We start from the raw sequence: 26,428 nt of genomic DNA, 5'->3' as shown, positions 1-26,428 counted from the left end.
ATAAAATGTTTTGCCGTTGCAATACTATATTATGGTATTGTTTCTAAAAATTTTATTCTGTAAAAGGGTGAGTATTTGTTACATTTGTTTAAAATCAATACAGGAAACATGGCAGGGAATACCTACGGAACACTTTTCAGGCTTACAACATTTGGCGAATCGCATGGCGTTGCTGTAGGCGGCGTAATAGACGGCTGCCCGGCGGGCATAACGCTGGATATGGATGCTATACAATATGAGCTTAACCGCCGTAAGCCCGGCCAAAGTGCTATAGTAACACAACGTAAGGAGCCCGATGAGGTGCAGTTTCTTTCAGGAATATTTGAAGGGAGAACTACAGGTGCGCCTATAGGATTTATGGTGCCTAATACTAACCAGAAGAGTAACGACTATTCTCATATTAAAGATGTGTACCGCCCGTCGCATGCTGATTATACCTATGATAAAAAGTATGGGGTAGGGGTGCGCGACTACCGTGGAGGCGGACGCAGTAGCGCCCGCGAAACCATAAGCAGGGTAGTGGGAGGTGCTATAGCCCGCCAAGTGTTACCGGGTATTACCATACAGGCTTACACATCATCTGTGGGAGATCTTTTTTTAGAGAAGCCTTACCAGGATATTGATTTTAGCCTTGTAGAAAGTAATGCGGTGCGCTGCCCGGATGCTGAGGTGGCGGCAAAAATGGAAGACTATATTAAGGAGGTACGTAAAGACGGTGATACCGTAGGTGGTACTGTAACCTGTGTTATAAAAAATGTACCTGCCGGACTGGGCGAGCCTGTTTTTGATAAACTACATGCCGAACTGGGTAAAGCAATGCTAAGCATTAATGCCGTAAAAGGTTTTGAATATGGTAGTGGTTTTTGTGGTGCTAAGATGCGCGGCAGTGACCATAACGATATTTTTAATGTAGATGGTACTACCAAAACGAACCTTTCAGGCGGGATACAGGGTGGTATTAGTAACGGTATGGATATTTACTTTAGGGTAGCTTTTAAGCCGGTGGCTACCATTATGCAGGCCCAGCAGACTATAGACAGTGCCGGAAATGTAGTGGAAATGCATGGCAAAGGCAGGCACGATCCTTGTGTGGTGCCGCGTGCAGTGCCTATTGTAGAAGCAATGGCGGCACTGGTACTGGCTGATTTTAAGTTAATTTCGGGTTTGTAAGGCGGTTTTTACAATTAATAGTGTTAATTTTTTTACACTCATATTATTGAAATACTACATATTACACCAGTTTTTTGTATAAATTTAATATAAATAAATTGTAACGTATATATTTTTTACTATTTTTGGGGAAAAATAAAAACTATCATCATGAAAAGACATTTACTTCTTGGAGCTTTACTTTTCGGCTCTATCCTTGGGGCCAATGCACAAGGGAATACATGTGCTACTGCTACGGTACCTAACCAGGGTCTTAACGTAGTTGACGCTATTAACGGTACTTACCAAACTGGCTGCTGGTCTCAGGCTGCTTCTTCTCCAAACGGAGAGTGGTATGTTTACTACGCAGAAAACAGCGGTGTTGTAACCATTGCATCTAACATTGCAGAAACACCTCTAAACAACGACGTTAATGACACAAGGGTGAGTGTTTATGAAGCAACAGGTGAATGTACAGGTCTTACTTGTTTAACAGGTAATGACGACGTTAGTACTTCTGACTACCGTTCTTACGTTACTTTTGAGGCTATTGCTGATACTTACTACTACATTGTATGGGATGACAGGTGGTTAGCTACAGGTTTTACATGGTCTTTTGACTTTACTGAGGCTACATGTTTCTCTGCTACTACATTTACTTACCTTTCTACTCCTACTTACAATGAGGTGTCTATAGGATGGACTGCTCCTGTAAACGGTGAGCCGGTAGGTTATCAGTATGTTTATGTGCTTTCTGGTGAAGATATGTCTACAGGTGACGTGTATGATACTGATGCTGAGCAAGCTGACTTATCAGGCCTTCAGTCTGGTACTGACTATGATTTCTACATCAGGACTAACTGTGATAACGGTGACTACAGTACTTGGACTGGCCCTATCACTTTTACAACTGCATTTGAGCCGGCTGATCTTGCTTACGGTAACTCATTCGAAGATAACAACCTTAACGGTTGGGAAAGTGTAACTGCTGCTGGTAACTCTTGGGGTCAGTACGGTACAATCACTTCGCCTTCAACTGTAACTCCTACAGATGGTGATCTTCAAATGGCTGTAGTAGGTTCTACTTCTGCTGCTAGTGATGTGTACTTTGTATCTCGTCCTATCAACTTGCCTGCAACTAGCGTTACTCTTAGCTTTGACATAGCTTCACTTGCGCTTACTTCAGGTGCTTCTCCTGCTGAGTCTAACCTAATTGTACTTTACGGTACTGAACTAGATCCTACAACAATGGAAGTTGCTGCTGAAATCACTGGATTTACAGGGACTGATTACGAGTCTTTCACTTACGATTTTACTCCATCTGCTGCTGGTGTATACTATTTCCTATTTGAGTACACTACTGATGCTGCTCAAACTTCAGCTACACAAACTGCACTTTTCCTTGATAACGTATGGATTGATGTAACTGCTGGTGTTAAAGGTAACGAAGTTTCTAAACTTACTGTATACCCTAACCCTGCTACTAACGTAGTTAACATTTCTAACACAGGTGCTGCTCTTATCAACGGTGTTAACGTAACTGATATCAACGGCCGTACAGTAAAAGCTCTTAGCTTTGACGGTGTTGCTAACGCTCAGGTAAACGTTTCAGACCTTGCTACTGGTGTTTACATGATGACTATCAACTCTGATAAAGGTTCAGTAACTAAGAAAGTTGTTAAAAACTAATTAGTATACCTTTAAAATATACTTTGAAGCCCCGGATTATCCGGGGCTTTTTTTTGTTTACTGCTGTTTTAATTATAGTACTGTTTAATTAGCTCTACGAGGTGATGAGCTTTTTTGTAATAAGAGTCTTAATTTGACGTAGTTTTTTATACCCCCGTTTTTTTTAGGAGGTAATCCCGCTATTTTGTGCGGTAAACGGCCTTTTAGGGGTTTTTTAAGCAGGATGGTTTTTGTTTTCTTTACAGAAATTAAAACTATCACTATAATGAAAAGATTTTTACTTGCAGGCTGTTTGTTTCTAGCATTTTTTACAGCCAATGCTCAGCTTACATTTTCGTTTGAAGAAGCTGAAGGATTTACTACAGGAGATATTACGGGCCAAAGCAGTTACTGGGGAACTTTCTCTGATACTGACCCAATGGAAGTGTCTAGTGACTATGCCAACGATGGAGAAAATTCACTAAAGTTCTCTGCTCCTACCACAAATGATTATACGGGGGGGTACCTTTATTTTAACAACCCTTATACTAATTACAGTATTTCTATGGATGTGCTTACCGATGCTATTTCTTCATCGGGTACAGGTTTCCAAATCAGCGGTCTTAACTACGCTTCATCTGTATACACTACGGCTTCTACATTGTATTTTTACTATGCCAGTGGTGGTATTTATGTATTCTATGGTGATGGCGACTCTGATTACCAACTTATAGGTAGCGTAGATGCTGAAGTGTGGACTAACATAAAGGTAGAATATAACGTAGATAACAATGAAATCTATTATTATGTAAACGAAGAGTTAGTATTTACCAGTGCATTCTATGAAGGTGTACCTGTAGCTGTTAACCTGGTTCAGTTTTTAGCTGATGACGGAGATACTTCTTGGTACATAGATAATGTGGTTGTAGCGGAAGCTACTGCTGCAGTAGCTGTTAATACTAAGCCTGCTTTCTCTGTGTATCCTAACCCTGCAACAGATGTTGTTAACGTATCTGCAGGTAATGCTACTATAAATGCAGTGTCGTTTACAGATATTAACGGACGTGTAGTAAAAACTCAACAAATGAGCGCTACTACTACTGCCCAGGTTAGTATAGCTGATCTTGCTACCGGAGTATATGTTATGAATATTACATCTGATAGCGGTACGATTAGCAAAAAGGTAATCAAGAACTAATTGCCGTTTTTTATTTTTATATTTTGTCCCCTAAACCAGTGGTTTGGGGGATTTTTTTATGTTATCATTTTATAAATATCCTGTGGCGGTAATAAAATAAAGTTTACCTTCGTTTACAGTAAAATCATTTTATAGTCTATGAACCGTATTTGTTTTGTATTGCTGTGTTTTTTTGCTACTGTGACAGGTTACGCCCAGGAGCAGTTTTCGGTATATTTTGAAACCAATAAACATGAACTGAGTAGTGCCGAACAGTCACGCCTGCGCGAATGGATGGCTTCTAACAAAACATCTAAGATACTTGCTATAAACGGTTATACAGACGAAGATGGCTCTGTAGGGCTAAACGATACACTTGCACAGCGTAGGGTAAGTTTTGTATATGATATAGTTAAGGGTAACATGAAAATCCGCCAGGATTTTAAAACCCGCAGCTTTGGTAAACTGCACAAGCAGGATGCCGTAAAGGCCAAGAACCGTAAGGCTACAATCTACTATTTGCTAGAGAAAGACCTGGATAAGGAAAACCAGATATTAGGAATACAAATTCAGCCGTCTAAACCGGTAGAAACAGTTAAGCCTATAGAGTTTCCGGCAACTATAAAAGTGGCTAATATGCGTGGCGGATACGATGATATGAAACTCGATGTGGCGTTTATGAACCGTATAAACACGGCTAAAACCGGCGAAACGATTGTGATACCCAATCTTAATTTTCAGGAAAATACGTTTGCTGTAATGCCTGATTCACGCCCAAGGCTATTTGAACTATTAGAGGTAATGCGTTCTAATCCTGCCTTAAAAATAAAACTACAGGGCCACGTATGCTGCATGACCAAAGACCGTCAAGACCTTTCTACCCAGCGTGCCAAGGCGGTAATGATGTTCCTTTTTCAGAATGGTATAGAAAAAAGCCGCCTTTCTTTTGAAGGCTTCGGTGTGTCTAAACCTATTTACACTATCCCTGAAAAGACACCTGCAGAGCGCGAGGCAAACCGTAGGGTAGAGGTATTTATTATTGCTAATAATTAGTCATCTATAAGTATCCTGTAGCCGTTATTATCTTCTATAGTAAATTCGCGGCTTCCGTATGGGCGGAGTGCTATTTCGGTTATTATAGTTGCGCCACGTTGCTTTATTTCGTTATAAAACGCATCAATTTCGGGTATCCATAAAATGAAATCCGGCAAGTCATTCCTGTGTTTGCTGTTGGGCGTATGTACTTCGGTTTTTCCAAAATGCACTTGGAAACCATTACGCTGTACCATTCCGTATACCGGAGGTTGCAGTAAGGTAGCTATAAGCTCAAATCCCAGTTTTTCTATATAATAGTTTACTGTTTCCTGTACATCGGTTACGGCCAGTATGGGGGCGCTGCCTATAACGTTTGGTGTTTTTGTCATTATGCTTTTGTATATCGTTTTGCAAAATCGCTTGGGGTTTCTCCGGTCTTATTTTTAAATATCCTCGAAAAATAGGCGTAATCTGTGTAGCCCAACACTTCGGCTATACTTTTAAAGTTGCCCCGCCGTAGTACCAGTTCTTTTTTAGCTTCCAGTAAAACCCGGTCCAGTATGGCATCGGTTGCTGTTTTTCCTGTGGTTATTTGTGCTATGCGGTTTAGGTGACGTGGTGTTATGTGCATTTTTTCAGCATAGAATACCGGCAGCTTTTCCTGTATAAAATGCTCTTCGACCAGGCTTTCAAACTGCCTGAATTTTGTATAGTAATTGCTGTTATTATGGTTATGCTCTGTGTTTGCTGTCTCCTGAAATGTCCTTGATGCGGTAATGTATATAAGGTTTATATAACTCATTATTGCAGGTTTCTTAAAACTGTTGCCTGATAAGCTTTCCTGCAAAATACTATTGAAGTAGCTTTCTGTTTGTCGAAGTTCTTTTCCTTCAAGATATATGCACGGGCTGCTGTGCATGCTAAAAAAGAAAGGAAAGACCGATAGTTTGTTCTGTGTATAATACTGTTCATAGTAGTCGCGCGTATGAAAAAAGATATACCCTTCTGTATCGGGCGAAAGTGTCCAGTGGTGGGTTTGCCCCGGGTTCAGGAAGAACAGTGCTCCGGACTTCACCTCATAATCGGCAAAGTCTATTTCATGCCGTCCGGTACCTTTTGTAAATAGTATGGCCAGGTAAAAGTTATGACTGTGGGGTTCGGCTATGTCCTTATGGCGCGTTTGCAAATGGTTTTCCAGTGTATTTGTATGGAAATCCTCTTTATCATCGTTGCTAAACTGGTTTATATTGAGTACGTGTACAGGTTTCATCAGGGTGGAGCATCTTAATGTCCTAAAAGTACAAATTTTTGCGTATATGTGCTATTGCCCCAAGTTGTGTTTTTGGGGTAAATTTGTATATCAAAATTTTATGAGTATGTCACATTTTCATGATATTATTACTGAAAAATGCCCTAAATGCGGAGAAGGCCAGGTGTTTGAAACCAAAGGGAATGTTTTTTTGTTCAGGATGCCTAAAATGTACAAAACTTGTAGTTGCTGCGGGCATCACTTTCATAAGGAAACAGGCTATTTTTTTGGAGCTATGTATGTAAGCTATGCGCTTGCCGTAGCCGAAATGGTGGCACTGTTTATAGTAATGCAGTTTTTTACAAAAAACTTTGGAGCCATGATAGGAGGCGTTGCTGTAATGGCTGTAGTACTGAGTATGTTTAACTTCCGGCTATCGCGCATGTTATGGATTTATATGTTCGACGGTAGAGACCGTAACCTATAAATGTTTGGAAAGTAATGGTTTGGGCGTAAATTGATGTTGTAGCATATTTGCCCTGAAATTTACCTATATTTGTAAAGCAATTTGCACCTGAACCCTTATGCTGCAAACACTTCAAATTAAAAATTTTGCGCTCATAGAGCACCTTCATATCGATTTTTCGGGCAGTTTTTCCATCATTACAGGAGAAACGGGCGCCGGTAAATCCATTCTGCTTGGGGCGCTGGGTTTGGTATCGGGTAACCGTGCCGACCTTGGTTCGCTTAAAGACAAGGAACAGAAATGCGTGGTAGAAGCGCATTTTAAAATTTCCGGGTACAACCTCCGTGATTTTTTTGAGCAAAACGACCTCGACTATGAGGATGTAACTATTATTCGCCGCGAAATACTTCCTTCGGGTAAAAGCCGCGCGTTTATAAACGACAGCCCTGTAAACCTTGCAGAAGTGCAGGAACTGGGTAATTTCCTTATAGATATACACAGCCAGCAACAAACCCGTGAGCTTAGCGACGAGCAATACCAGATGCAAATACTGGATGCCGTGGCCGGCAATGCGGCTTTATTAGAGGTGTACAAAAAACAATTGGCAGTATATAAGTCGGCGCAGAGTGCGCTTAAAAAGTTAACTGAGCAAAAAGCTACTATAAACAGGGAGCAGGACTATAATACGTTTTTGCTAAACGAGCTGGAGGCTGCAAAGCTTAAAGCGGGTGAACAGGCCGAGCTTGAGTCCGAACTTGAAAAGCTGAGTAATGTGGAGTTTATCCGCGAAAATATGGCTAAGGCCATAGCAGTGGCTACAGAGGAGCAGGTAGGCGCTGTGCAAAACCTGAAAGAAATTCGCCAGGCATTGCAAAAAATAAGTGGCTTGTCTGAAGAATATGCTGTATATTACGACAGGGTAAACAGCCTTATTATAGAGCTTGATGATGTGTCTGAAAGTCTTTCGCAGGAATATGAGGGGCTGGTAAACGACCCCGAAGCCCTGGAGCAGGTAAACCAGAAGCTACAGCTTATTTATTCGTTACAAAAAAAACACAGCGTGGCTAGCGTAGAGGAGCTTATGGCCATACAGCAGGAGTTAAGCGAAAAAGTAGTTTTTGCGGAAGGGCTGGATGAGGCTATTGCCGAAAAAGAAGCCGAGGTACAACGTACAAAAACAGAAGCTGATGCAACAGCCGAAGCTCTGCATGAAAAAAGGGTAGCGGCAGTGCCGGTATTGGTAGATAAAATTACGGAGATACTCGTGCAACTGGGTATGCCGAACTCACGTTTTAAATTTGAAATAGGGCAGGGCGAAACCTATTATGCAAACGGTAAGGATAGCATTAACCTGTTGTTCTCTGCTAATAAAGGTACTGATTTCGGGTTGCTGAAAAAGGTAGCTTCGGGTGGCGAGATGTCGCGTATTATGCTTGCGGTAAAGGCGGTATTGGCTACGTATTCTAAACTGCCTACCATTATTTTTGACGAAATAGACACCGGTGTTTCGGGTGAAATAGCCATAAAAATGGGCGATATTATGAAGGGCATGAGTAACGATATGCAGGTATTTGCCATAACGCACCTGCCGCAGATTGCTGCTAAAGGTACTACCCACTACAAAGTATTTAAGAAAACCCAGGGTGATACTACGGTAAGTGAACTGAAACTACTAACAGGCGACGAACGCATCCGCGAAATAGCCGAAATGCTTAGCGGCAAGGATGTAAGCGAATCGGCATTAACGCATGCCAGGGCGTTATTGGGGTAGTTTATTTATTCTTTGGGCTCTTTTTAGTATTGGGATTATTATTGCCATTGAAATACCATAAACAATTGCATATATGGCTAACATTAAAAGAATAACAAGTGCAGTATATTTGAGGGTTTCTAAATTTAGCTCTGAGTGTATTAATGGTTTTATCAACCCTAAAGCTAAAATTACAGTGCAACAAAATATATTGAGTAGTAAAATTTTATAAGCAACGGTACGGGGCTTCAATTGTAACAGGATTTCTCTTTTTGGTAAAATCATGATCAGTGACAAAATAAGAGGTACCAAAAATGTAAAAATTATTGTTATTGTTGCCGTAGTATTTGTAAATAAGCTCCTGTAATACCTTACCATACCAAACCCTATCAGCGATAACAGGCAAGCCACAATGTGAAATTTTACAAACCATCCCTTTGGATTATACTCTTTCGGTAAAAATTCTTCTTCATTAAGCAGGTCGTTCATTTTATGATTGCATTGGTTTGTTTTTAATTTTCTGTACGCGGTTTACTATAGGTAATATAATTGCTATGGCTATTATATAATTCACTACTATACTAAACAAAGGGCTTATAGCATAGATAACTATTATTTCTGTATCTACATCTTGCGAAAATATTGTGTTATATATCTTTATGTATGACATTACGATAATAGGAGAGAGATAGCATAATTGAAGTATTAATACAGCCAATGCGATTGTGCCCTTTTTATTGTGAATTAGCACTTCTTTTTTGCCAAATACCATCATCATAGAAATAGCAAGGGGTAGAATAAAGTTATTTGAGATGCCTACCAGCCTTGATACGGTTTCGCTTGAAAAATGAATGACGTACTTAAAAATCAGTAATATAGTTACTTCTCCTAAAAAAGAATATATAAAAAACTGCCAAAACCACCATCTTGTATTGTGTTCTTTCGGTAAAAACTCGTCTTCGTTTAGCAGGTCGTTCATGTAGTTGATTAGTTTATTGGCTAAAATTACATAATATACTACATAGTTATTTTAGTTTTTTATCTTTGCTTGTCGAAAACGATAAGTACGAATAAAAAATACTGAATTAAACAGTTATGATCATAGAACCAAGAATGCGTGGCTTTATATGCCTTACGGCTCACCCTGTGGGTGCCGCGCAAAGCGTAAAAAACCAAATCGAATACGTAAAATCACATGGCGAAATAGCTAATGGTCCTAAAAAAGTACTTGTTGTAGGTGCTTCTACAGGCTTTGGCCTTGCTTCGCGTATTACAGCGGCCTTTGGTAGCAGTGCCGCTACACTGGGTGTTTTCTTTGAAAAAGAACCTGCCGAAGGTAAAACTGCTACTGCAGGATGGTACAACAGTGCTGCTTTTGAAAACGAAGCCCACGCTGCCGGCCTTTATGCAAAAAGCATTAACGGAGATGCGTTTAGCAACGAAGTAAAACAACAGGCCATAGATATTATTAAAGCCGACCTTGGCCAGGTAGACCTTGTGGTATACAGCCTTGCTTCTCCGGTGCGCCAGCATCCGGTTACAGGTGTGCTGCACCGCAGTGTGCTTAAGCCTATTGGTGGCGTATTCAGTAACAAAACCGTAGATTTTCATACGGGTAAGGTTTCTGAGGTTACTATTCAACCGGCTGTTGAAGGCGATGTAGAGAACACCATTACCGTAATGGGTGGTGAAGACTGGGCTATGTGGATAGACGCTCTTAAAGCGGCGGGTGTACTTGCCGAAGGCGCTACTACTGTGGCATACTCTTATATAGGGCCATCGGTTACTGAAGCGGTTTACCGTAAAGGTACCATCGGTCAGGCTAAAGACCATCTTGAGGCTACTGCTTTTGAAATTTCAGATAGCCTTAAGGATATTAACGGTAAAGCATACGTTTCGGTAAACAAAGCACTGGTTACTCAGGCAAGTTCTGCAATACCGGTTATTCCTTTATATATATCACTACTGTACAAGACCATGAAAGAAATGGGCTTGCACGAGGGTACTATAGAGCAAATAGACCGTCTGTATCGCGAAAGGCTTTATACCGGAGGTGAAGTACCTGTAGATGATAAAGGCCGTATACGAATAGACGACTGGGAAATGCGTGATGATGTTCAGGCAAAAGTATCTGAGCTTTGGACAAAAGCCGATACCGAAAACCTTGCTGAAATAGGCGACCTTGAAGGTTACCGCAAAGATTTTTATAATCTTTTTGGATTTGAAATTCCGGGTGTAGATTATACAGCTGAGACCAATGAAGTAGTTAATATAGAAAGTATAGGTTAATACTTTTAACAGATGCAATGAAAGGCCTCCCTTTAAGGGAGGCCTTTTTGTTTATGATAATTATTAATTCATTTTCATATGTTGTGTTAATGTAATGTGAATAACCAAAAAGTGGTTTTAGTGCTCTGGGTTAAAACTGTAACTTTTTAACATTAAAAAAAATATTTCATATAAGATTAAGCAAATAAATGCTTGTATTAACACAATTTTATTAATGATTTTCTTTAAATGAATTGTGTTTAATAATGTTAAATTAACATAATAAATAAGAATAATATAAGTATTGTTGTGGTTGTTTTGGGTATTTTTTTTTGTTTAACATTTAGTTTGATGTTCTTTTAAAATAATTGCGAAAAATGTAATATTGTTATTATTTTACTATATTTCGTGAATATTAAACTACTGTTAAATGAGAAAAATTACTTTTTTGACGCGTTTTACTGATTATTTTCATTTAAAACGCTGTTACACAGCATTCCTGATGTTGTGTGCGCTTTCTTTTGTTCAGTTTGGGTATTCCCAAACAGGTACAATCGGTATTGGTTCGGGTACTGCTAATAGTAGTGCCAACATACCTGTAACCGCTTACTATGGTTATACCTATTCACAGCAGATTGTAAAAGCTAGTGAGTATGCAACCGGAGGAGGTGTAGCGGGAAACATTACTAAGATTAGGTTTTACGTAAGTAATGCTTCGGCCACTATTTCAACCTGGAATAACTGGACAGTGTATTTGGGGCATACGAGTAAAACAAGTTTTTCGTCTAGTACAGACTGGGAACCTGTAGCTAACCTAACGCAGGTATTTACGGGCACAGTAACTCCTGTAGATAACAGCTGGATGGAAATAACGCTTACTACGCCTTTTAACTACGATGCTACCAGCAATCTTATTGTGGCTGTAGATGAAAACGCTCCTTCGTATTCTAATAGTAATGTGTATTTTGGTTCTTATACAGGGGCTTCAAATACCGGTATTTATTACAGAAGCGATTCTAATAACCCTGATCCGGCCTCACCGCCTTCAGGCACACGTACTGCTACGCTGGCTCGTATTCAGTTTGAAGGAACGTTAGCTTCATGTCTTCCTCCTACAGGATTGGTGGCAGATAATACTGATTTTACAAATGGTAGCTTCAGCTTTACAGCACCACAGGTAGCGCCAAGTGGTTATGACTATTATGTTTCTACAACCAATACTGCTCCTACTGCGGTTACAGATGAAACAGGTTCGCTTCCTGTAACTTCTACAAGTTATAACCTTAGTGGGCTTACTGCAAATACAAACTACTATATTTGGGTAAGGTCTACATGTTCTGATTCGCAAACCAGTTCATGGGTTGGTCCTGTAAGTTTTTATACAGGATACTGTACACCGGCTCCTACATCTGTAGATGGAAGTGGTATTACAAATGTTACCATGGGTACTATTAATAACACTACCACAGGTGAAACAGGTAACTATGCAAACTACACAACACAGTCTACATCAGCAGATGCAGGTTCTACTGTAAACTTTAGTATTACTTATGCTACAGGATATACTTACGGTACTAAAATATGGGTAGACTGGAATAACGATGCAGATTTTGATGATGATGGTGAGCAGGTTTACTTTGGTCTTTCTACTAATGCTAACCCTACAACACTATCTGGTTCATTCCAGGTACCGGCTCTTGCCTCAGTTATAGGTTCTCATACAATGAGGATTGGTGGTACAGATAATGATACTGGTGGAACTACATGTTACGCAGGTGCATACGGTAGCTATGAAGATTATACACTTGTAGTAACTATGCCGGCTGCTCCTGTAATTACAGGCTTTACACCAGCCAGTTACTGTGCTGCAGATGGTGTAATTACCATTACAGGTACTGCCATTGGCAATGCCTCTCTTACAATAGGTGGTACAGCTGTACCTGTTACTACAAATACTACTACACAAATTACTGCTAATGTACCTGCGGGTGTTAGTGGAGTTGTTAGTGTAACAACAGTAGCCGGAGTGGCTACTACTGTTGATACTTTCTCTGTTGCTACACCGGCTGCATTTGCTATCAGTGCTGCTTCAGACACAGTATGTGCAGGTTCAAACACTGTTACTGTTACTGTAACCGAAGGCCTTTCTTCATACGATACTTACGCTTGGTCACCTGCCGAAGGTGTTAGTGGTTCTGCTGCTACCGGCTGGGTATTTAACCCTACTGTAACTACTGAGTATGTTCTTACAGCTTCGCAGTCTGCGGGTCCTTGTGTGGTAAATGCTACATTTGCGGTTTCTGTAAACCCTTTACCTACAGATGTTACTGTTACACCGGCTACATCTGAAGTATGCTATAACTCTGTAGTGGCCCTAACGGGTAATGGTGGGGTTTCTGCTGTACCGCTTACTTACTGTACACCTACTGTTTCAAGCGGTGGCCAGTCTGGAGACTACATAAACAACTTTAGTTTTGGCGGTATTACAAACAATGGTTCGGGAGATACTGCGGCAGATTATACGTATTATAGCGCCCTTACAGCGACAGCGGTTGCTGGTACTGATATGACAATTTCACTACAAGCAGGTTCTGCTTACTCTCAAACATTCAGGGTTTGGATAGACCTTAACCAGGACGGTGTATTTAGTGACTCTGAAAGTGTATATAGCACTACTACTGCGTCTACAGCGGTACAAACAGGTACTATTAACATACCTACATCTGCTTACAACGGTACTACCAGAATGAGGGTTATGTGTAAGTGGAACTCTGCAAGTACTGCAACAGAAGGTTGTGCACTTTCTGGATTCGGTGAGTTTGAAGACTATAATGTTACTATTTCGGGCGCTACAGATAACGTGTTGTATACTTGGGCTCCTGTAGCCGGCCTTTATGCTGATGCTGCAGCAACACAGCCTTATACAGGTCAGCTTATAAAAACAGTTTATGCACTTGCAACTGCAGATGCGACCTATACAGCTACAGCCACAAATACTGATGGTTGTACCGCATCAGGTCAGGGTTCTTATTCGGTAATAATTACTCCGGCTCCTACTGGTGCTTCTACTCAAGTACTATGTGCAGGATCACCGGTAGGTGATGTTGTTGCCGAAGGTACTTCACTACAATACTATACAACTGCTACTGGTGGTACAGCAATAGATGCTTCAACAGTTGCAACAGTTGGTTCTTACTACATTTCTCAAACTGCAAACGGATGTGAAAGTACAGAAAGGCTTGCTGTGTTTGTAGCGCTTAACTATATTGATGCTCCAACAGTAGAAAACAGTGTAGTAACTTTCTGTAATACTGCTACTGTAGCAGATCTTTCAGCTGAAGGTACTGATGTTAAGTGGTATGCTACGGCTACCGGTGGCGATGAGCTTTCTGCTGATGCTGCTCTTGCAGTAGGTACTAACGTATACTATGCTTCTCAAACAGTAAATGGATGCGAAAGCCAGGCAAGGGCTGCGGTATCTGTAACACTTAATGTTACTGCTGCACCGGCTGCTCAAACAGACCAGGTATTCTGTAACTCTGCTATGCTTTCTGATATAGCTATAGAGGGTGATAACATAATGTGGTATACAACAGCCGAAGGTGGCGAAGCTCTTACAGCTGATGCTGCTCTTGAAACTGGTGTTTATTTTGCAAGTCAAACCATAAACGGCTGTACAAGTGCTACCCGTACACAGGTAAACGTTACTGTAAATGTAACTCCGGCTCCTGAGGCAGGCGCAGAACAAGTATTCTGTAATGCTGCTACAGTAGCTTCTATAGATGTTGTGGGTACAGATGTACAATGGTATACTACTGCCGAAGGTGGTGAAGCACTTGCTGCTGATGCTGCCCTGGAAAGTGGTGTTTACTATGCAAGCCAAACGCTTAACGGTTGTGAAAGTGCTACACGTACTGCTGTAGGTGTTATTATCAACGCTGTTATGGTTCCTGCTGTAGCTGATGTTCTTGCTTGCGATAGCTTTGTGCTTCCTGAACTTCCTGAAGGTGTTGCTTACTATACTGCTGCTCAAGGTGGTGGTGATATGATAGCTGCGGGTACTGAAATTACTGAGACTACATTACTTTATGTATTTGCTCAGGTAGGTGAGTGTACTGCTGAGGCTAACTTTGTAGTAACTATAAACGAAACTCCTGTTATTTCTGCAGAGTCTCCACAATCAGTAGGTTATACCGGAACTGTTGCTACAGTGGCTGATATTGTTGTTACTTCAAATGCTGATGTTACCTGGTATGCCTCTGAAGAAGATGCTATGACAGGATCTAATGCTCTTACTGCAGATGCAGAAATCCAGGCTGGTGCTACTTACTATGCTGCTGCTTCTAACGGTTTCTGTGTGGCTTATGCTGCTGTAGAAATTAGCGAACTGCTTGGTAACGATAAGTTTGATGCACGTAGCTTCTCTTACTATCCTAACCCGGTTAATGGCGAGCTGAACATTAAGTACAGCACCGATATTACTTCGGTTGAAGTTTACAACCTGTTAGGCCAGCTGGTACTTACTACTGCACCAAATGCTACAGCTGTTAAGGTAGATACTAATAAACTTGCCGAAGGTACTTATGTAGTTACTGTTAAGGCAGGTGCTGTAAACCATACATTTAAAATTGTGAAAAAACAGTAATAGTTTTTAGCAGATAGCTTAAATTATCTTTAATAAAAACGGAAAGCCGCCAATTTTGGCGGCTTTCTTATTTAGAAAGAGTATCTTTGTTAAAAAAGATTGCATGTTTTTTTCGCTGATAATACCGGTATACAATAGGCCGGATGAAATTGACGAATTGCTGGATAGTCTTACCCGGCAGGATTTTTCCGCTGCTTATGAAGTAGTGGTTGTAGAAGACGGATCTACAATACCGTGCGGAGATATTATAGAAAAGTACAAGGCTGTACTTAATATTTCCTATTTCTTTAAGCCCAATAGTGGCCCGGGCGATTCCCGTAACTACGGTATGGGCGTAGCTAAAGGCAATTACTTTATCATATTAGATTCAGACTGCCTGCTGCCTCCGCATTACCTAAGCAGTATAAATGACAGCCTTACGGCGCATTATGTAGACTGTTTTGGTGGTGCCGATGCTGCCCTGGACAGTTTTAGTGATGTGCAAAAAGCCATCAACTTTGCCATGACCTCATTCCTTACTACAGGAGGTATACGAGGAAAATCAGAAAAAATAGAAAAATTTCAGCCCCGCAGCTTCAATATGGGCATCAGTAAAAAAGCCTTTGAAGCCTCTCAGGGTTTTGGACACATACATCCCGGCGAAGATCCTGATCTTTCTATAAGGCTGTGGAAACTGGGCTTTGAAACCCGCTTGTTTGCCCATTCATACGTATACCACAAACGCCGTATAGACTGGCAAAAGTTTAACAAGCAGGTAAGCAAGTTTGGTAAGGCGCGCCCTATATTAGACAAATGGCACCCTGAGTATAAGAAAATCACTTTTCTTTTTCCTACAGTATTTATGTTGGGCTTGTTTTTAGCTGTTTTACTGGCGTTTACCGGCATACCACTACTCTTATATTTTTATGTTGCTTATTTTGTTGCTGTGCTTGTACTGGCATCGGTACAAAATGGTATTAAGGTAGGTTTACTGGCGCTTGTTGCTGTATTTATGCAGTTTTACGGTTACGGTTTTGGTTACCTGGAGTCGTTTACAAAAGTGCACCTGCTTAAACAGGATCCTAAAAAAGCGTTTCCTGAACTATTCTTCAAATGAAAACAAAGGTAATAGGGCTTACGGGCGGTATAGGCAGTGGTAAAACTACAGTGGCTAAAATGTTTGAAACGCTGGGAGTGCCGGTTTACTATGCCGATGACGAGGCCAAAAAAATATTATATCTGCCCGAAGTTGTGGAGGAACTTATAACTGTTTTTGGTGCGGAAATACTACAAAACGGACAGCCTGACCGCGCGCGCATAGCTGCATTGGTTTTTAATGATAAAGAAAAATTAGCAGCGCTTAACGGTATCATTCATCCCAAGGTAGGGGAGCATTTCAGCAATTGGGCTGCACAGCATGCCACGCATCCTTTTGTGATTAAAGAAGCTGCAATACTCTTTGAAAGTGGTAGTTATAAATTATGCGATGCTGTAATACTGGTTACAGCGCCCATAGAAGAACGCATTAGCCGTGTAATGCAACGCGACGGCACTACTAGGGATCAGGTGCTTCAACGCATGGCTAACCAATGGACTGATGAGCAAAAAAAGCCGCTTAGTCAATTTATAATTGAGAGTAGCGCGCTTGAAGCCACTCAGATGCAAGTAAGTGAGATCTTTAATTTTCTGAATATAATTGAAAAATAACGCCTGCTGTTAATATTTGGTTAATGGTTTTTAGCTTTAAGTGTTAAAATGTTAATTTTGTAAGTGATGAATAAAACCAGGTTTCGATTGTTGGTAATTTTTATGAGCCTATCTCTTTTAGGCATAATAGTTGTGCAATTGTACTGGGTAGATTCTTCATTAAAAAATAGTGACGAACAATTTCGCTATCACATAAAGCAAGTTCTGGGCAGGGTAGCGGGCCAGCTGGAAAACCTTGAAGCAGAGGAGTTTTATAAAGTGTACCAAAAATACGCTGATAGCGTAGGTACTAATCCTTCAAGGGCAGACATGAGGATGTTTTATGATAGCCATCATCAGCGCAAGACGCGAAATGTGGTGTATTCAGGACAACTTACGCCACCCAGTTTTGATGATATGCTCTTTGATAAAGCGGAAGTGGAAGCGTATGTAAAGCGCAAAACCAGTAAGTCGGTGCCCCATAGCAGGGAAGCTGTTGCAGAGCAGGCCGAAGCTGACAGGTATCTAAACTTTCAAATGGAAACGCTCCTTAAAGATTTTAGGGAGTATTACGGGCTCGATTCCTGGCTTAGTTCGCAGCGGCTAAAAGAAGTTATAGCGCGCGAATTAGACCAAAGCGGTGTAAATACACCTTTTGAATTTAGTATTTACTACAACGGTATGCCTACGCGTATTTCATCGGGAGGGTTAAGCCACGAGCCGCAAATGAACGAGCATGTGCTCTTTGAAAACAATAACGGTTATTCTAAATACAGGTTATTTGTTAGTTTTCCGCATAAGGAACGCTATCTATTGTCCTCTATACTGGGTATAACACTGCTGTCATTGGTATTTACACTGGTAATTATTATTGCCTATCTAAGTGCCATAAACCAGCTGATAACCCAGAAGAACATATCGGAAATTAAAACCGATTTCATTAATAACATGACCCACGAGTTTAAAACGCCCATAGCCACGATAAACCTGGCGCTGGATGCGATTAAGAACCCGAAAATTTTTGAAGATAAAGACAGGGTACAGTATTACCTGCAAATGATTCGCGAGGAGAACAAAAGGATGCACTCGCAGGTAGAAAACGTATTGCAGATATCGAGGCTTGACAGGAAGGAATTAGACATTTCTAAGGAAGCTACAGATGTAAATGAAATCCTTGAAAACGCTATAGAACACATTTTATTGCTCATAGAAAACAGGGATGGTGTTTTAACACGACACTTTAGTGCGCTGAGAACCACGGCTTTGTTAAATGAGGTTCATTTCACTAATGTAATTGTTAATATTTTAGACAATGCAATCAAATATTCTCCGGATAAACCCGTTATAGATATTTATACCGAGAATGTTAAAGATTTTATTTTGATAAAAATTCAGGATCAGGGCATGGGGATGAATAAGAATACCCAGAAGATGATTTTTGAAAAATTTTACCGCGAGCACACCGGCGACCGCCATGATGTAAAAGGGCACGGACTGGGGCTTGCATACGTAAAACGCATTATAGACGACCATAATTGCCACATATACGTAGAAAGTGAAAAAGGGAAGGGCAGTACCTTTATTATAAAAATGCCACTAATAAATTAAAATAAATATGGAAGAAGTAAACAAAAAAATTCTTTTAGTGGAAGACGATCCTAACTTTGGTGCCGTACTAAAAGATTACCTGCTGATTAACGATTTTGATGTTACCCTTGCCAAAAATGGTATGGAAGGGTTTGAAAAGTTTAAAAAAGATAATTTCGACCTGTGCATACTGGATGTAATGATGCCTTACAAGGATGGTTACACACTGGCCAGGGAAATCAGGGAAAAAAACAAAGATGTGCCTATTATTTTCCTTACAGCAAAGTCTATGAAAGAAGACGTGCTGAAAGGGTACAAGGTAGGTGCTGATGATTACCTTAACAAGCCATTTGACTCTGAAGTGCTACTGATGAAGATTAAGGCTATTATACAAAGGAAATCAAGCGAAACCAAAACTGATAATTCTAAATTTGAGTTCCAGATAGGTAAATTCCACTTAAACTCTAAGCTGCGTTTCCTTACTTTTGAAAATGATGAGCCTATAAAGCTTTCGCCAAAAGAAAACGAACTGCTTAAAATGCTTGCTCTGCACGAAAATGACCTAATGCCACGCGAACTTGCCCTTACCAAAATATGGAGGGATGACAATTACTTTACATCGCGTAGTATGGATGTTTATATTGCTAAGCTGCGTAAGTACCTAAAACCGGATGAAGAAGTAGAAATACTTAACATACACGGCGAAGGTTTCAGGCTGGTTATAAAAAATAAAGTAGCCGCTGAAGAGAAGTAACAAAAAACGAAACCTATAAAAAAACCTCTGTTCCTAATGTAAGGAACAGAGGTTTTTTAGCTTAGACGGTTAATAGAATGGCTTTTATAGATAACATTTTAGTTGCTGCGCTTCATAATAATCTCATAGCTTTTCCATTCCTTACCATCTTTAGAGTCGTACATTTCTACTTTTCGTGTATTGCTATCAACTATGGTATATACCTCCCTAGCTGGGTTTGTTTTTCCGTCTACGGGGTTTACTATATTACCTTTATAAATTATGGTTTTTCCATCGTTACCGGCTGTCCCCTCCATAGTGATTACTCCTGTGGCCATATTATCCATATATATAGAAGTATAGTGTTTTAAAGCATTATCGTAAGCTACTATTCTTTTTGCTTCAAATAGCATTCCCAAAATGTCGCCGGTGTATGTTATTTCCTGGTAGCGCCCGTCCATTATCATTTTTATTACACAAGTAGTTGTAGATTCTAAAGGAAGACTCTGCGGGTCACTAAAAAATTTCATTGTACATGTCCAGCGCCCTTCTTCGGCTGCAAGTTTTTTATGCTGTGGGCCGGGTGTCATGTAGTCCATCCAGGCTTTTTCTTCAGCTTCGGTCTGTGAAAAGGTAATCTGACAAAACATGCTTACGGCAAGTAGTGCTAAAAAGTTAATTTTTCTCATTATTCAAGTGGTTAATTGTTTATATAAATAAATATAGTAAAATAATTAATATGAATTGATAATGAGTAAAGTACTTATAGCTATGTGTAGTAATAGTTGCTATGTTTTTAAAAAAGCAAGCCCCGCTATTCCGGGCGGAATAAGCGGGACTTAACAAACCAACCAACCAATTATTAACAAACCTCAAAAATTGAGATTTATATAATAAACTTTTAGCAACTTGCGTGCCAAAGCACAAATGTATATCTAATTTTTTTATTTGCAAGGGTTTATGTTCAATAATTTCCTATAAAATTGTGTTAAAATCAAGAAACCCCCGAAAATACTGGTACTTTCGGAGGTTTTCTTAAAACTAACTCAACTTAACTCAAAATTATTTATTGTTGCGTCGGCCTTCTGTAGCCTCAGCTTTCTTGTCTTTGTCTTCACCCTGACGGTAGTAGTAGTTGTCGTTGTAACCACCATCATTGTTGTTATATCCGTTACCATAACCGTTACCATAACTGTTATCGTATTCGCTACCATTATAGCTTCCGCTTGTATTTTGGCAAGGATCGTAATCATAGCCGCGGCTGTTACTGTTTACATATCCCCTGGCATCTATTATACGTCCATAACGGTCATAGTACAGTGTTAACAGGCCTATTTGGCTTAGTGCAAACCTGTTGTAGGTCATATACACGCTGCCTATCCTTTTTACACGACCCACGTTATCATAGTTTATGTATACGTTACCTACGCGGCGTACACGACCGTTATAATCGTGTTCTACAACTACTCCTTGTGGGGCATTGTTGTAGCCTGGGGCACCATAAGTATTGTTAGCACGGCTGCCGGTGCGGTAGTAATTAGTACCGGTAGTGGCAGGCTGAGTGTTAAAGTCCATTTGCCCGTCAGGGAACACCATAAATTCTATTCCACGCTCCATAAAAATCACAGGCTCTGCATTGCGGTAATCTACAGGAGTGTGATAAGCAGCAACAGTTACAACTTTTGTTTCTGTGGCTGAGGCCAGGCTACCAGCAAAAAGTAATCCGGCAACTAAAAGAGTAATTTTTTTCATGACCTTAATAATTTATTTTTTTATGCCTACTCTTGCTTTTCGGCTTCCGCAATCGGCTTTTAAAATTGTGCCTTTGATTACAATATTACAAGTGCCGTGCCAAACTTTTCTAAAACGATATAGTAATTTTTATGTGTTGATTTAAAATATTGTTTATCAGTGTTTTAATGGTTTGTTTTTTCTCTTTTTTGAATTGTGAAAAAGGCGGTTTTATAAACTCTCAAAATCAAGCAATAAAAAAAGATGCACGTAACAGTGCATCTTTAGTGTATTTATGTGTACAATCTTTATCTCTTGCCTACCTCTATCACAGAGCTACCATAGATTCGGATTGTAGATTTTATAAAGTCTTCTTCGTTTGCCTCAAAAATATTATCTACATACTTCTGTGGGTTGCGGTCTATATAAGGGAACCACGTGCTGTGAATTTGCACCATTATTTTATGGCCTTTTTTAAAGGTGTGCAGCAGGTCTTGTAGCGGCACATTTACACGCGTAACCTGATTTGGTACAAACGGTTCAGGTTTTTCAAAACTATTACGGAAACGGCCTCTAAACACCTCAGAGCGTACCAGCTGCTGGTAGCCACCCATGATTATGTTCTTAGGGTTGCCACTATAGTTTGGGGTATCATCTGGGTATACGTCTATTATTTTTACCACAAAGTCGGCATCGGTACCCGTCATCGATACATCCAACTTTGCCAGTATTTCACCTGCAAGGGTATAGTCTTCAGTGAGTACGGATGTTTCAAAGGTAAGTACATCGGGTCTGCGTGAAGCATAACGCTGGTCGTCGCTCATAAAATTACGCGGACTAAACTGAATAGCTTCTATCTGCGAGGTGTACGGTACCGGTTTTGCGGGGTCGCTGGTGTATTCAAAAACGGTTTTATTATCTAGTGGCTTATTTACGCTTAAGGCTTCTTTTGCGCCCAGGTACAGTTTTACATTATCAGCCTTTGGCGGCCATACGTCAAAATTTTTCCATTCCTTAAGCCCGGTATCATACATATAGGCTTCAGGCAGTTTTGGGTTGGCACCATCTTTAAGGTAGTAGGCAAAGAATTTGCTTTCTACATCCTTCAGGAAATTGTCTGAAATGTTTTCGCCAAAATAAATATGGTTGTGTGTAAGCGTACCTACACTACGTGCCCATCCGCCATGTAGCCAGGGCCCCATAACCAAGGTACTGTTGTTTTTTGGCGTAGTGCTTTCTATGCGTTTATAAATGTTTAGTGGGCCGTAAAGGTCTTCGGCATCAAACCAGCCGCCTACGGTAAGCACAGCGGGCTTAATGTCCTTTAGGTGGGGTAGTATGCTGCGCTTTTGCCAAAATGCATCGTAGTTAGGGTGCTCTATGGTTTCTTTCCAGAAAAAATTGTCAGGGTAGTATTTTTTGGTAACGTTTTTCAGAGGGCCAAGGTTCATGTAAAACAGGTACGAATCCGGTATTGGGGTAGAAAAGAACTGCGCTATATCTTTAGCGAACCAATTTTCTTTAGTAGGCCCGTTACTCTTGATGCCAAAAACCGGAAAGGTAGCAGTGTAGCTCTCCAGGTAGGCGCCGTTGTGGTGGAAGTCGTCAAAAAAGAAATCGGATATGGGTGCCTGTGGCGATACCGCCTTAAGTGCCGGGTGTGCATCGGGGAGGGCTGCGGCCGAATAAAACCCGGGGTATGAAATACCGAAGATACCCGCCTTACCATTGTTACCCTTAACGTTTTTTAGCAGCCATTCAATAGTATCGTAGGTGTCTGAGCTTTCGTCGATGTCTTTTTTGTTTTTCGGGTTGTTGCCCGGTATGTTCGGGGTCATGTTTGTAAACTCGCCTTCAGACTGGTAACGCCCGCGCACGTCCTGGAACACAAAAATATAGCCATCTTCTACAAGGTATTTAGACGGATGCCCAAAGGTTTTAAAATCAGTATACCTTGCTACGCTGTAGCAGGTACGGTTTATAAGGAACGGGAATTTTTTGGTTTTATCCTTTGGGGTATACACTACAGTATACAGCTTAGCACCGTCGCGCATGGGTATGCGGTATTCGGCTAAGTCGTAGTTATTACGCATGTATATAGAGTCGGGCTTAAAATCCCTTTCCTGGGCGTTTATTGTTATACATACAAATAAACAGAAGAAAAGATATAAATGTTTCATGAGGCAAGTGTGTTGTAGCCCAAAGATACTGCAAATTATAGAATCTTCTTTTTAAATTATAAAGTGTTGATATTTTTGAAGTTATGCTGTGTAATGTGGCATGCGATTTGTTTTGATATTCTCAAATAGGCAATAATATTTTAATTTACAGAGCTATGATGGATATGATTACAAATGTGGTGATGCAAAACGCTAATGTATCGCACAAGCAGGCCCGCGAGGCCATTGAAGCTGTATTGGCATATATAGCCAATGAAATGCCGGAAACAGGAAAAGCTGTTAGTGATTATGTCCTTTCCAGTAATGGAACTTCAGTGGGTGGGTTTATGGTAGACCAAATATTAGACTCGTATAAAGCTAATTTTGGTGAGGTGCCAAAGAATTAAATGAAGCTGCCGGAGACAATATCGGCAGCTTTATTTTAAATGTATTTATTCTTTTTGAAATTTTTCGCCCAGGAAAAATCAGCATCGCTTATATATTTATTTAAATAAGTATGAATAATTTCCCTGTGAGAATCATAAAAACTTAATCCCTTTTTCCCACAATAATCTTCAAGCAATTCCATAAATTTTAGATTACACAGTTTTTCAAGCATTGAATTAATTGTAAAAACCTCACCGTTAGATTTATTTTTATATACAATTGATGATAAACTTAAATGACCAAACCTTAATCCATAACTATCGAAATCAAATATTAATTCTGAATAATTATTCTCGTATATAATTAAAGGAATTTCTAATGATTTTAATTTAAAATCATGTTCACTAAAATAGGAAGCGAAAGAGCTTTCTATTTTTTCGAATTGCTCTTTAAAATCTAACTTGTAATTCTTTTCCATATAAATTTATATTCAAAAATTTATGATGATTTTCTTTTAAAAAAGGTATTGATATCCTACATTTCCCATACACCTTCTAAGTACAGCTTATATCTTGCCGGTTGCGATTCTCCAAACGAAAAAATATACAACACGCTGTTGCTAATGATATAATATAGTTCCAAACCTTCGTTTGAGAGATAAAATTCTCCAAAATCAAAATCTTTAAAGTGCTTTGCAAAATCATCGTTGGCATTTGTCCTAAATCCACACTCTGCGGTAATCTTTAAAAAAACTTCTTGGGAGATACGACCTTTTAGTTTCTCAATCCTGTTTTCAATAATATCTTTAATGTTAAACACCAGTCCGGTAATATCATGGTTACGTTGGTAAAACCCGTCCGTGTCCATACCGTCATACAGTAATCTTTTACTTTCTAAACGTTTCATATTTTAGTCAACCTGAATTACAACATTTTTAATGGTCCACACGGCATGGCCGTTTGCGCTTACTTCTATGTTGTACGCACCGGTAGCATTGGGTACAAAGCTTTTGGTAAGAGTGTGGTCGTTCTGAACTTTATCGTAGATATACATAAAAACGGTGTCAGTACTTTCGTTTGTTACAATAATGGCCTTTGATGAAATAGCATCTACATCTTTCAGCTTGGCCTTAATTTCCACCACTTGCCCCAATGTAAATACTTGCCCTTCAGTAGGGGAGATGATTTGCACTTCGGGTGCAGGTTCATCACAGGAAACGAGAAGCAGCGGGAATAGTATGATGAATATTTTTTTTATAATTGTATCAATACTTTTCCGGTAATGTCTTGTTTGTCAATAAGCCCGATATAACGCGAATCTTCAGCATTATGGCGGTTATCGCCTAATACGAAATACTTGTTTTCGGGTAGGGTAAGCGGCCCGAAGTTATCCACGTTCCAGTATTTGCGATAAGTGGTGAGAATATATTTATCAGAGATATTCTTTTCCATTACATATCTTTTATCTGTCAACTTATTAAGTGCAGCAAAATCATCGTCTAAAAATACCTTGTAAGCACCACCGTCAGTAATCATTGCGTCGGTGGGTTTAATAAACTTCTGGTTAATAAGCTGCTTTGTTAAGGCATGACTGAGTATGTATATATGTTTAAGATTTAGTGCTGCATCGGTATTTTTTCCGTTAATGTAAAGTACGCCTTTTTTTAGTTCTAACACATCGCCCGGGCTGCCTACGAGACGGTAAACGCGGGTATGGTATCCAAACATCTTGTCGTTATAGTTAAAGGTAATAAAATCGCCGTTATGATATTCCGGTACGTTAGATACCAGCATAGGGGCTTCATATTTAAGTCCGGGTTCATTAGCTGTAGAATTGCAGCTATACTTGCGCAGCATACCGTTTTTTTGTACTGTTATAAGAACTGAAAAGAATACAGCTGCAGCAATAAGTGGTATTTTAATAGATTTTTTCATTGGTTTCTGTTGGTTATTTTCTCCTGCAAACTATGTTTTCTTTAATGTGATAAAGAGTCATAGAATTTATAACTAAAATTTACTGGTTTGGTGATTATAAATGTAGTAAACTAATTTGACATACTGTTTATTACACAAAAACCAACCTAAAAATTAGCGTAGTAGCAGCAACAGCAGCACAACCAGCGCCAGCAACCCGAATATGAGCAATGCAGCAGTACGGGGTATGCTTTCATCTTTTTTAGGTTCGGGTTTGGGGAGTGGGGTGGCAGTGTGGTTTTCCAGCGCGTGTACTTTATCCTTAAAACCGTGGTAGTGCGTGGCCAGTTTTTCCAGTCGGGTATACACATCTGATTTTAAAGGCTCGTGCAAAAAAATACAGCACGTAAGTACCTCGTCTACAATAAGGTTATTGGTAGTGCTATCGCGTTCGGCCAGCAGGTGGCTTATGTTTTCGTCGCTCAGCAGGCTGTTTATAAGGTTAAAAAGCTCCTGCCGGTTTACCTGTCCGCCATTGGTAAGCACCCTGTTTTTTATGGCCTTTATCTGCAACAGGTATTGTATTGGCGACGGCTTGCCCGAAAGCGTACCACGCCCTTTGTACACCGATTTGTAGCCACGGTTGTAGTCGTACTCGTTACGGGCGGCAACATCGTTTAATACCACATACGCCTCGGCTATAAGCTTAAAGCGTTCCTCGCTTTTCTTGTCGCCGGGGTTTTTATCTGGGTGGTGCTTGACTGCCAGCTGCCGGTACGCCTTTTTTATTTCGGCCTGCGGGCAATGCGGGTCAACACCCAGTATGTGGTAGTAGTCTTTCATCCG

General features: G+C 40.2%; 25 protein-coding genes. 13 read left to right on the top strand and 12 right to left on the bottom strand.

Annotated features, from left to right (window positions below):
- Positions 1 to 108: 108 nt before the first annotated feature.
- The 4 genes from aroC (at position 109) to ACLI1A_RS05185 (ending at position 5,047) form a co-directional block, all read left to right on the top strand.
- A complete protein-coding gene (gene aroC, locus ACLI1A_RS05200; RefSeq protein WP_411406813.1) occupies positions 109 to 1,170 on the top strand; it encodes a chorismate synthase in 1,062 nt (353 codons plus the stop codon).
- A 150-nt stretch (positions 1,171 to 1,320) separates the two neighbouring features.
- Positions 1,321 to 2,838 (top strand): T9SS type A sorting domain-containing protein, encoded by a 1,518-nt coding sequence (locus ACLI1A_RS05195; RefSeq protein WP_411406811.1) that lies wholly within the window; start codon positions 1,321 to 1,323, stop codon positions 2,836 to 2,838.
- Positions 2,839 to 3,103: 265 nt separating this feature from the next.
- Complete coding sequence (locus ACLI1A_RS05190) at positions 3,104 to 4,015, top strand: T9SS type A sorting domain-containing protein (protein ID WP_411406809.1); 912 nt, start codon at positions 3,104 to 3,106, stop codon at positions 4,013 to 4,015.
- A 138-nt stretch (positions 4,016 to 4,153) separates the two neighbouring features.
- Positions 4,154 to 5,047, top strand: coding sequence for an OmpA family protein (locus tag ACLI1A_RS05185; protein WP_411406807.1), 894 nt, complete (start codon positions 4,154 to 4,156; stop codon positions 5,045 to 5,047).
- Here the strand turns inward: ACLI1A_RS05185 and ACLI1A_RS05180 are convergent.
- Both ACLI1A_RS05180 and ACLI1A_RS05175 read right to left on the bottom strand, forming a co-directional pair.
- Positions 5,044 to 5,418 carry a VOC family protein gene (locus ACLI1A_RS05180; protein WP_411406805.1) on the bottom strand — a complete coding sequence of 125 codons (375 nt, stop codon included), beginning with the start codon at positions 5,416 to 5,418 and terminating at the stop codon, positions 5,044 to 5,046. The two genes, ACLI1A_RS05185 and ACLI1A_RS05180, sit on opposite strands and share 4 nt — an antisense overlap.
- Complete coding sequence (locus ACLI1A_RS05175; RefSeq protein WP_411406803.1) at positions 5,418 to 6,299, bottom strand: AraC family transcriptional regulator; 882 nt, start codon at positions 6,297 to 6,299, stop codon at positions 5,418 to 5,420. The genes ACLI1A_RS05180 and ACLI1A_RS05175 overlap by 1 nt, the downstream gene beginning before the upstream one ends.
- A gap of 106 nt (positions 6,300 to 6,405) precedes the next feature.
- Between ACLI1A_RS05175 and ACLI1A_RS05170 the strand changes: the two genes are divergently transcribed.
- Together ACLI1A_RS05170 and recN are read left to right on the top strand one after the other, a co-directional pair.
- A complete protein-coding gene (locus tag ACLI1A_RS05170; protein WP_411406801.1) occupies positions 6,406 to 6,765 on the top strand; it encodes a DUF983 domain-containing protein in 360 nt (119 codons plus the stop codon).
- A 97-nt stretch (positions 6,766 to 6,862) separates the two neighbouring features.
- A complete protein-coding gene (recN, locus tag ACLI1A_RS05165) occupies positions 6,863 to 8,515 on the top strand; it encodes a DNA repair protein RecN (protein ID WP_411406799.1) in 1,653 nt (550 codons plus the stop codon).
- Here recN and ACLI1A_RS05160 read toward each other — a convergent pair.
- Both ACLI1A_RS05160 and ACLI1A_RS05155 read right to left on the bottom strand, forming a co-directional pair.
- The gene (locus ACLI1A_RS05160; protein WP_411406797.1) at positions 8,504 to 8,983 is read right to left on the bottom strand and encodes a hypothetical protein; all 480 of its coding nucleotides are present in this window, start codon (positions 8,981 to 8,983) and stop codon (positions 8,504 to 8,506) included. The two genes, recN and ACLI1A_RS05160, sit on opposite strands and share 12 nt — an antisense overlap.
- Position 8,984: 1 nt before the next feature.
- On the bottom strand, positions 8,985 to 9,473 hold the full coding sequence (locus ACLI1A_RS05155) for a hypothetical protein (protein ID WP_411406795.1): 489 nt from the start codon (positions 9,471 to 9,473) through the stop codon (positions 8,985 to 8,987).
- Between the two features lie 116 nt (positions 9,474 to 9,589).
- Between ACLI1A_RS05155 and fabV the strand changes: the two genes are divergently transcribed.
- The 6 genes from fabV to ACLI1A_RS05125 all read left to right on the top strand — a co-directional run bounded on the left by fabV (position 9,590) and on the right by ACLI1A_RS05125 (position 19,413).
- Positions 9,590 to 10,783 carry an enoyl-ACP reductase FabV gene (gene fabV, locus ACLI1A_RS05150; RefSeq protein ID WP_411406793.1) on the top strand — a complete coding sequence of 398 codons (1,194 nt, stop codon included), beginning with the start codon at positions 9,590 to 9,592 and terminating at the stop codon, positions 10,781 to 10,783.
- 409 nt (positions 10,784 to 11,192) lie between these two features.
- A complete protein-coding gene (locus ACLI1A_RS05145; RefSeq protein ID WP_411406791.1) occupies positions 11,193 to 15,407 on the top strand; it encodes a GEVED domain-containing protein in 4,215 nt (1,404 codons plus the stop codon).
- A 103-nt stretch (positions 15,408 to 15,510) separates the two neighbouring features.
- Entirely contained in the window at positions 15,511 to 16,503 is a 993-nt protein-coding gene (locus tag ACLI1A_RS05140) for a glycosyltransferase (RefSeq protein WP_411406789.1), read from the top strand.
- A complete protein-coding gene (gene coaE / locus ACLI1A_RS05135; protein ID WP_411406787.1) occupies positions 16,500 to 17,093 on the top strand; it encodes a dephospho-CoA kinase in 594 nt (197 codons plus the stop codon). The genes ACLI1A_RS05140 and coaE overlap by 4 nt, the downstream gene beginning before the upstream one ends.
- Positions 17,094 to 17,195: 102 nt before the next feature.
- Positions 17,196 to 18,680, top strand: coding sequence for a sensor histidine kinase (locus tag ACLI1A_RS05130; RefSeq protein WP_411406785.1), 1,485 nt, complete (start codon positions 17,196 to 17,198; stop codon positions 18,678 to 18,680).
- A 7-nt stretch (positions 18,681 to 18,687) separates the two neighbouring features.
- Positions 18,688 to 19,413, top strand: a complete 726-nt coding sequence (locus ACLI1A_RS05125; protein ID WP_411406783.1) for a response regulator transcription factor — start codon at positions 18,688 to 18,690, stop codon at positions 19,411 to 19,413.
- 98 nt (positions 19,414 to 19,511) lie between these two features.
- Here the strand turns inward: ACLI1A_RS05125 and ACLI1A_RS05120 are convergent, their stop codons facing one another.
- From ACLI1A_RS05120 to ACLI1A_RS05110, 3 genes are all read right to left on the bottom strand, one after another.
- Positions 19,512 to 20,081, bottom strand: a complete 570-nt coding sequence (locus tag ACLI1A_RS05120; protein WP_411406781.1) for a DUF1579 domain-containing protein — start codon at positions 20,079 to 20,081, stop codon at positions 19,512 to 19,514.
- A gap of 373 nt (positions 20,082 to 20,454) precedes the next feature.
- Entirely contained in the window at positions 20,455 to 21,144 is a 690-nt protein-coding gene (locus ACLI1A_RS05115) for a hypothetical protein (protein ID WP_411406779.1), read from the bottom strand.
- A 287-nt stretch (positions 21,145 to 21,431) separates the two neighbouring features.
- Positions 21,432 to 23,303 carry a CocE/NonD family hydrolase gene (locus tag ACLI1A_RS05110; RefSeq protein ID WP_411406777.1) on the bottom strand — a complete coding sequence of 624 codons (1,872 nt, stop codon included), beginning with the start codon at positions 23,301 to 23,303 and terminating at the stop codon, positions 21,432 to 21,434.
- A 155-nt stretch (positions 23,304 to 23,458) separates the two neighbouring features.
- On the opposite strand from ACLI1A_RS05110, the gene ACLI1A_RS05105 reads away from it, so the two are divergent.
- A complete protein-coding gene (locus ACLI1A_RS05105) occupies positions 23,459 to 23,689 on the top strand; it encodes a hypothetical protein (protein ID WP_411406775.1) in 231 nt (76 codons plus the stop codon).
- Between the two features lie 35 nt (positions 23,690 to 23,724).
- On the opposite strand, the gene ACLI1A_RS05100 is transcribed toward ACLI1A_RS05105, so the two are convergent.
- From ACLI1A_RS05100 to ACLI1A_RS05080, 5 genes are all read right to left on the bottom strand, one after another.
- Positions 23,725 to 24,147 (bottom strand): hypothetical protein, encoded by a 423-nt coding sequence (locus ACLI1A_RS05100; protein ID WP_411406773.1) that lies wholly within the window; start codon positions 24,145 to 24,147, stop codon positions 23,725 to 23,727.
- A gap of 56 nt (positions 24,148 to 24,203) precedes the next feature.
- Positions 24,204 to 24,575 (bottom strand): hypothetical protein, encoded by a 372-nt coding sequence (locus ACLI1A_RS05095; RefSeq protein WP_411406771.1) that lies wholly within the window; start codon positions 24,573 to 24,575, stop codon positions 24,204 to 24,206.
- A gap of 3 nt (positions 24,576 to 24,578) precedes the next feature.
- On the bottom strand, positions 24,579 to 24,860 hold the full coding sequence (locus tag ACLI1A_RS05090) for a hypothetical protein (RefSeq protein ID WP_411406769.1): 282 nt from the start codon (positions 24,858 to 24,860) through the stop codon (positions 24,579 to 24,581).
- A 62-nt stretch (positions 24,861 to 24,922) separates the two neighbouring features.
- Positions 24,923 to 25,603, bottom strand: coding sequence for a signal peptidase I (lepB, locus tag ACLI1A_RS05085; RefSeq protein ID WP_411406767.1), 681 nt, complete (start codon positions 25,601 to 25,603; stop codon positions 24,923 to 24,925).
- 153 nt (positions 25,604 to 25,756) lie between these two features.
- Positions 25,757 to 26,425: a J domain-containing protein gene (locus ACLI1A_RS05080; protein ID WP_411406765.1), complete on the bottom strand. Its 669-nt coding sequence runs from the start codon at positions 26,423 to 26,425 to the stop codon at positions 25,757 to 25,759.
- Between the last annotated feature and the right edge of the window lie 3 nt (positions 26,426 to 26,428).

Origin of the sequence: Flavobacterium sp. RHBU_3 (genome assembly GCF_046613565.1) — a bacterium.
Taxonomy (GTDB): domain Bacteria; phylum Bacteroidota; class Bacteroidia; order Flavobacteriales; family Flavobacteriaceae; genus Flavobacterium.
This window is presented reverse-complemented; position numbering and strand designations above follow the sequence as displayed.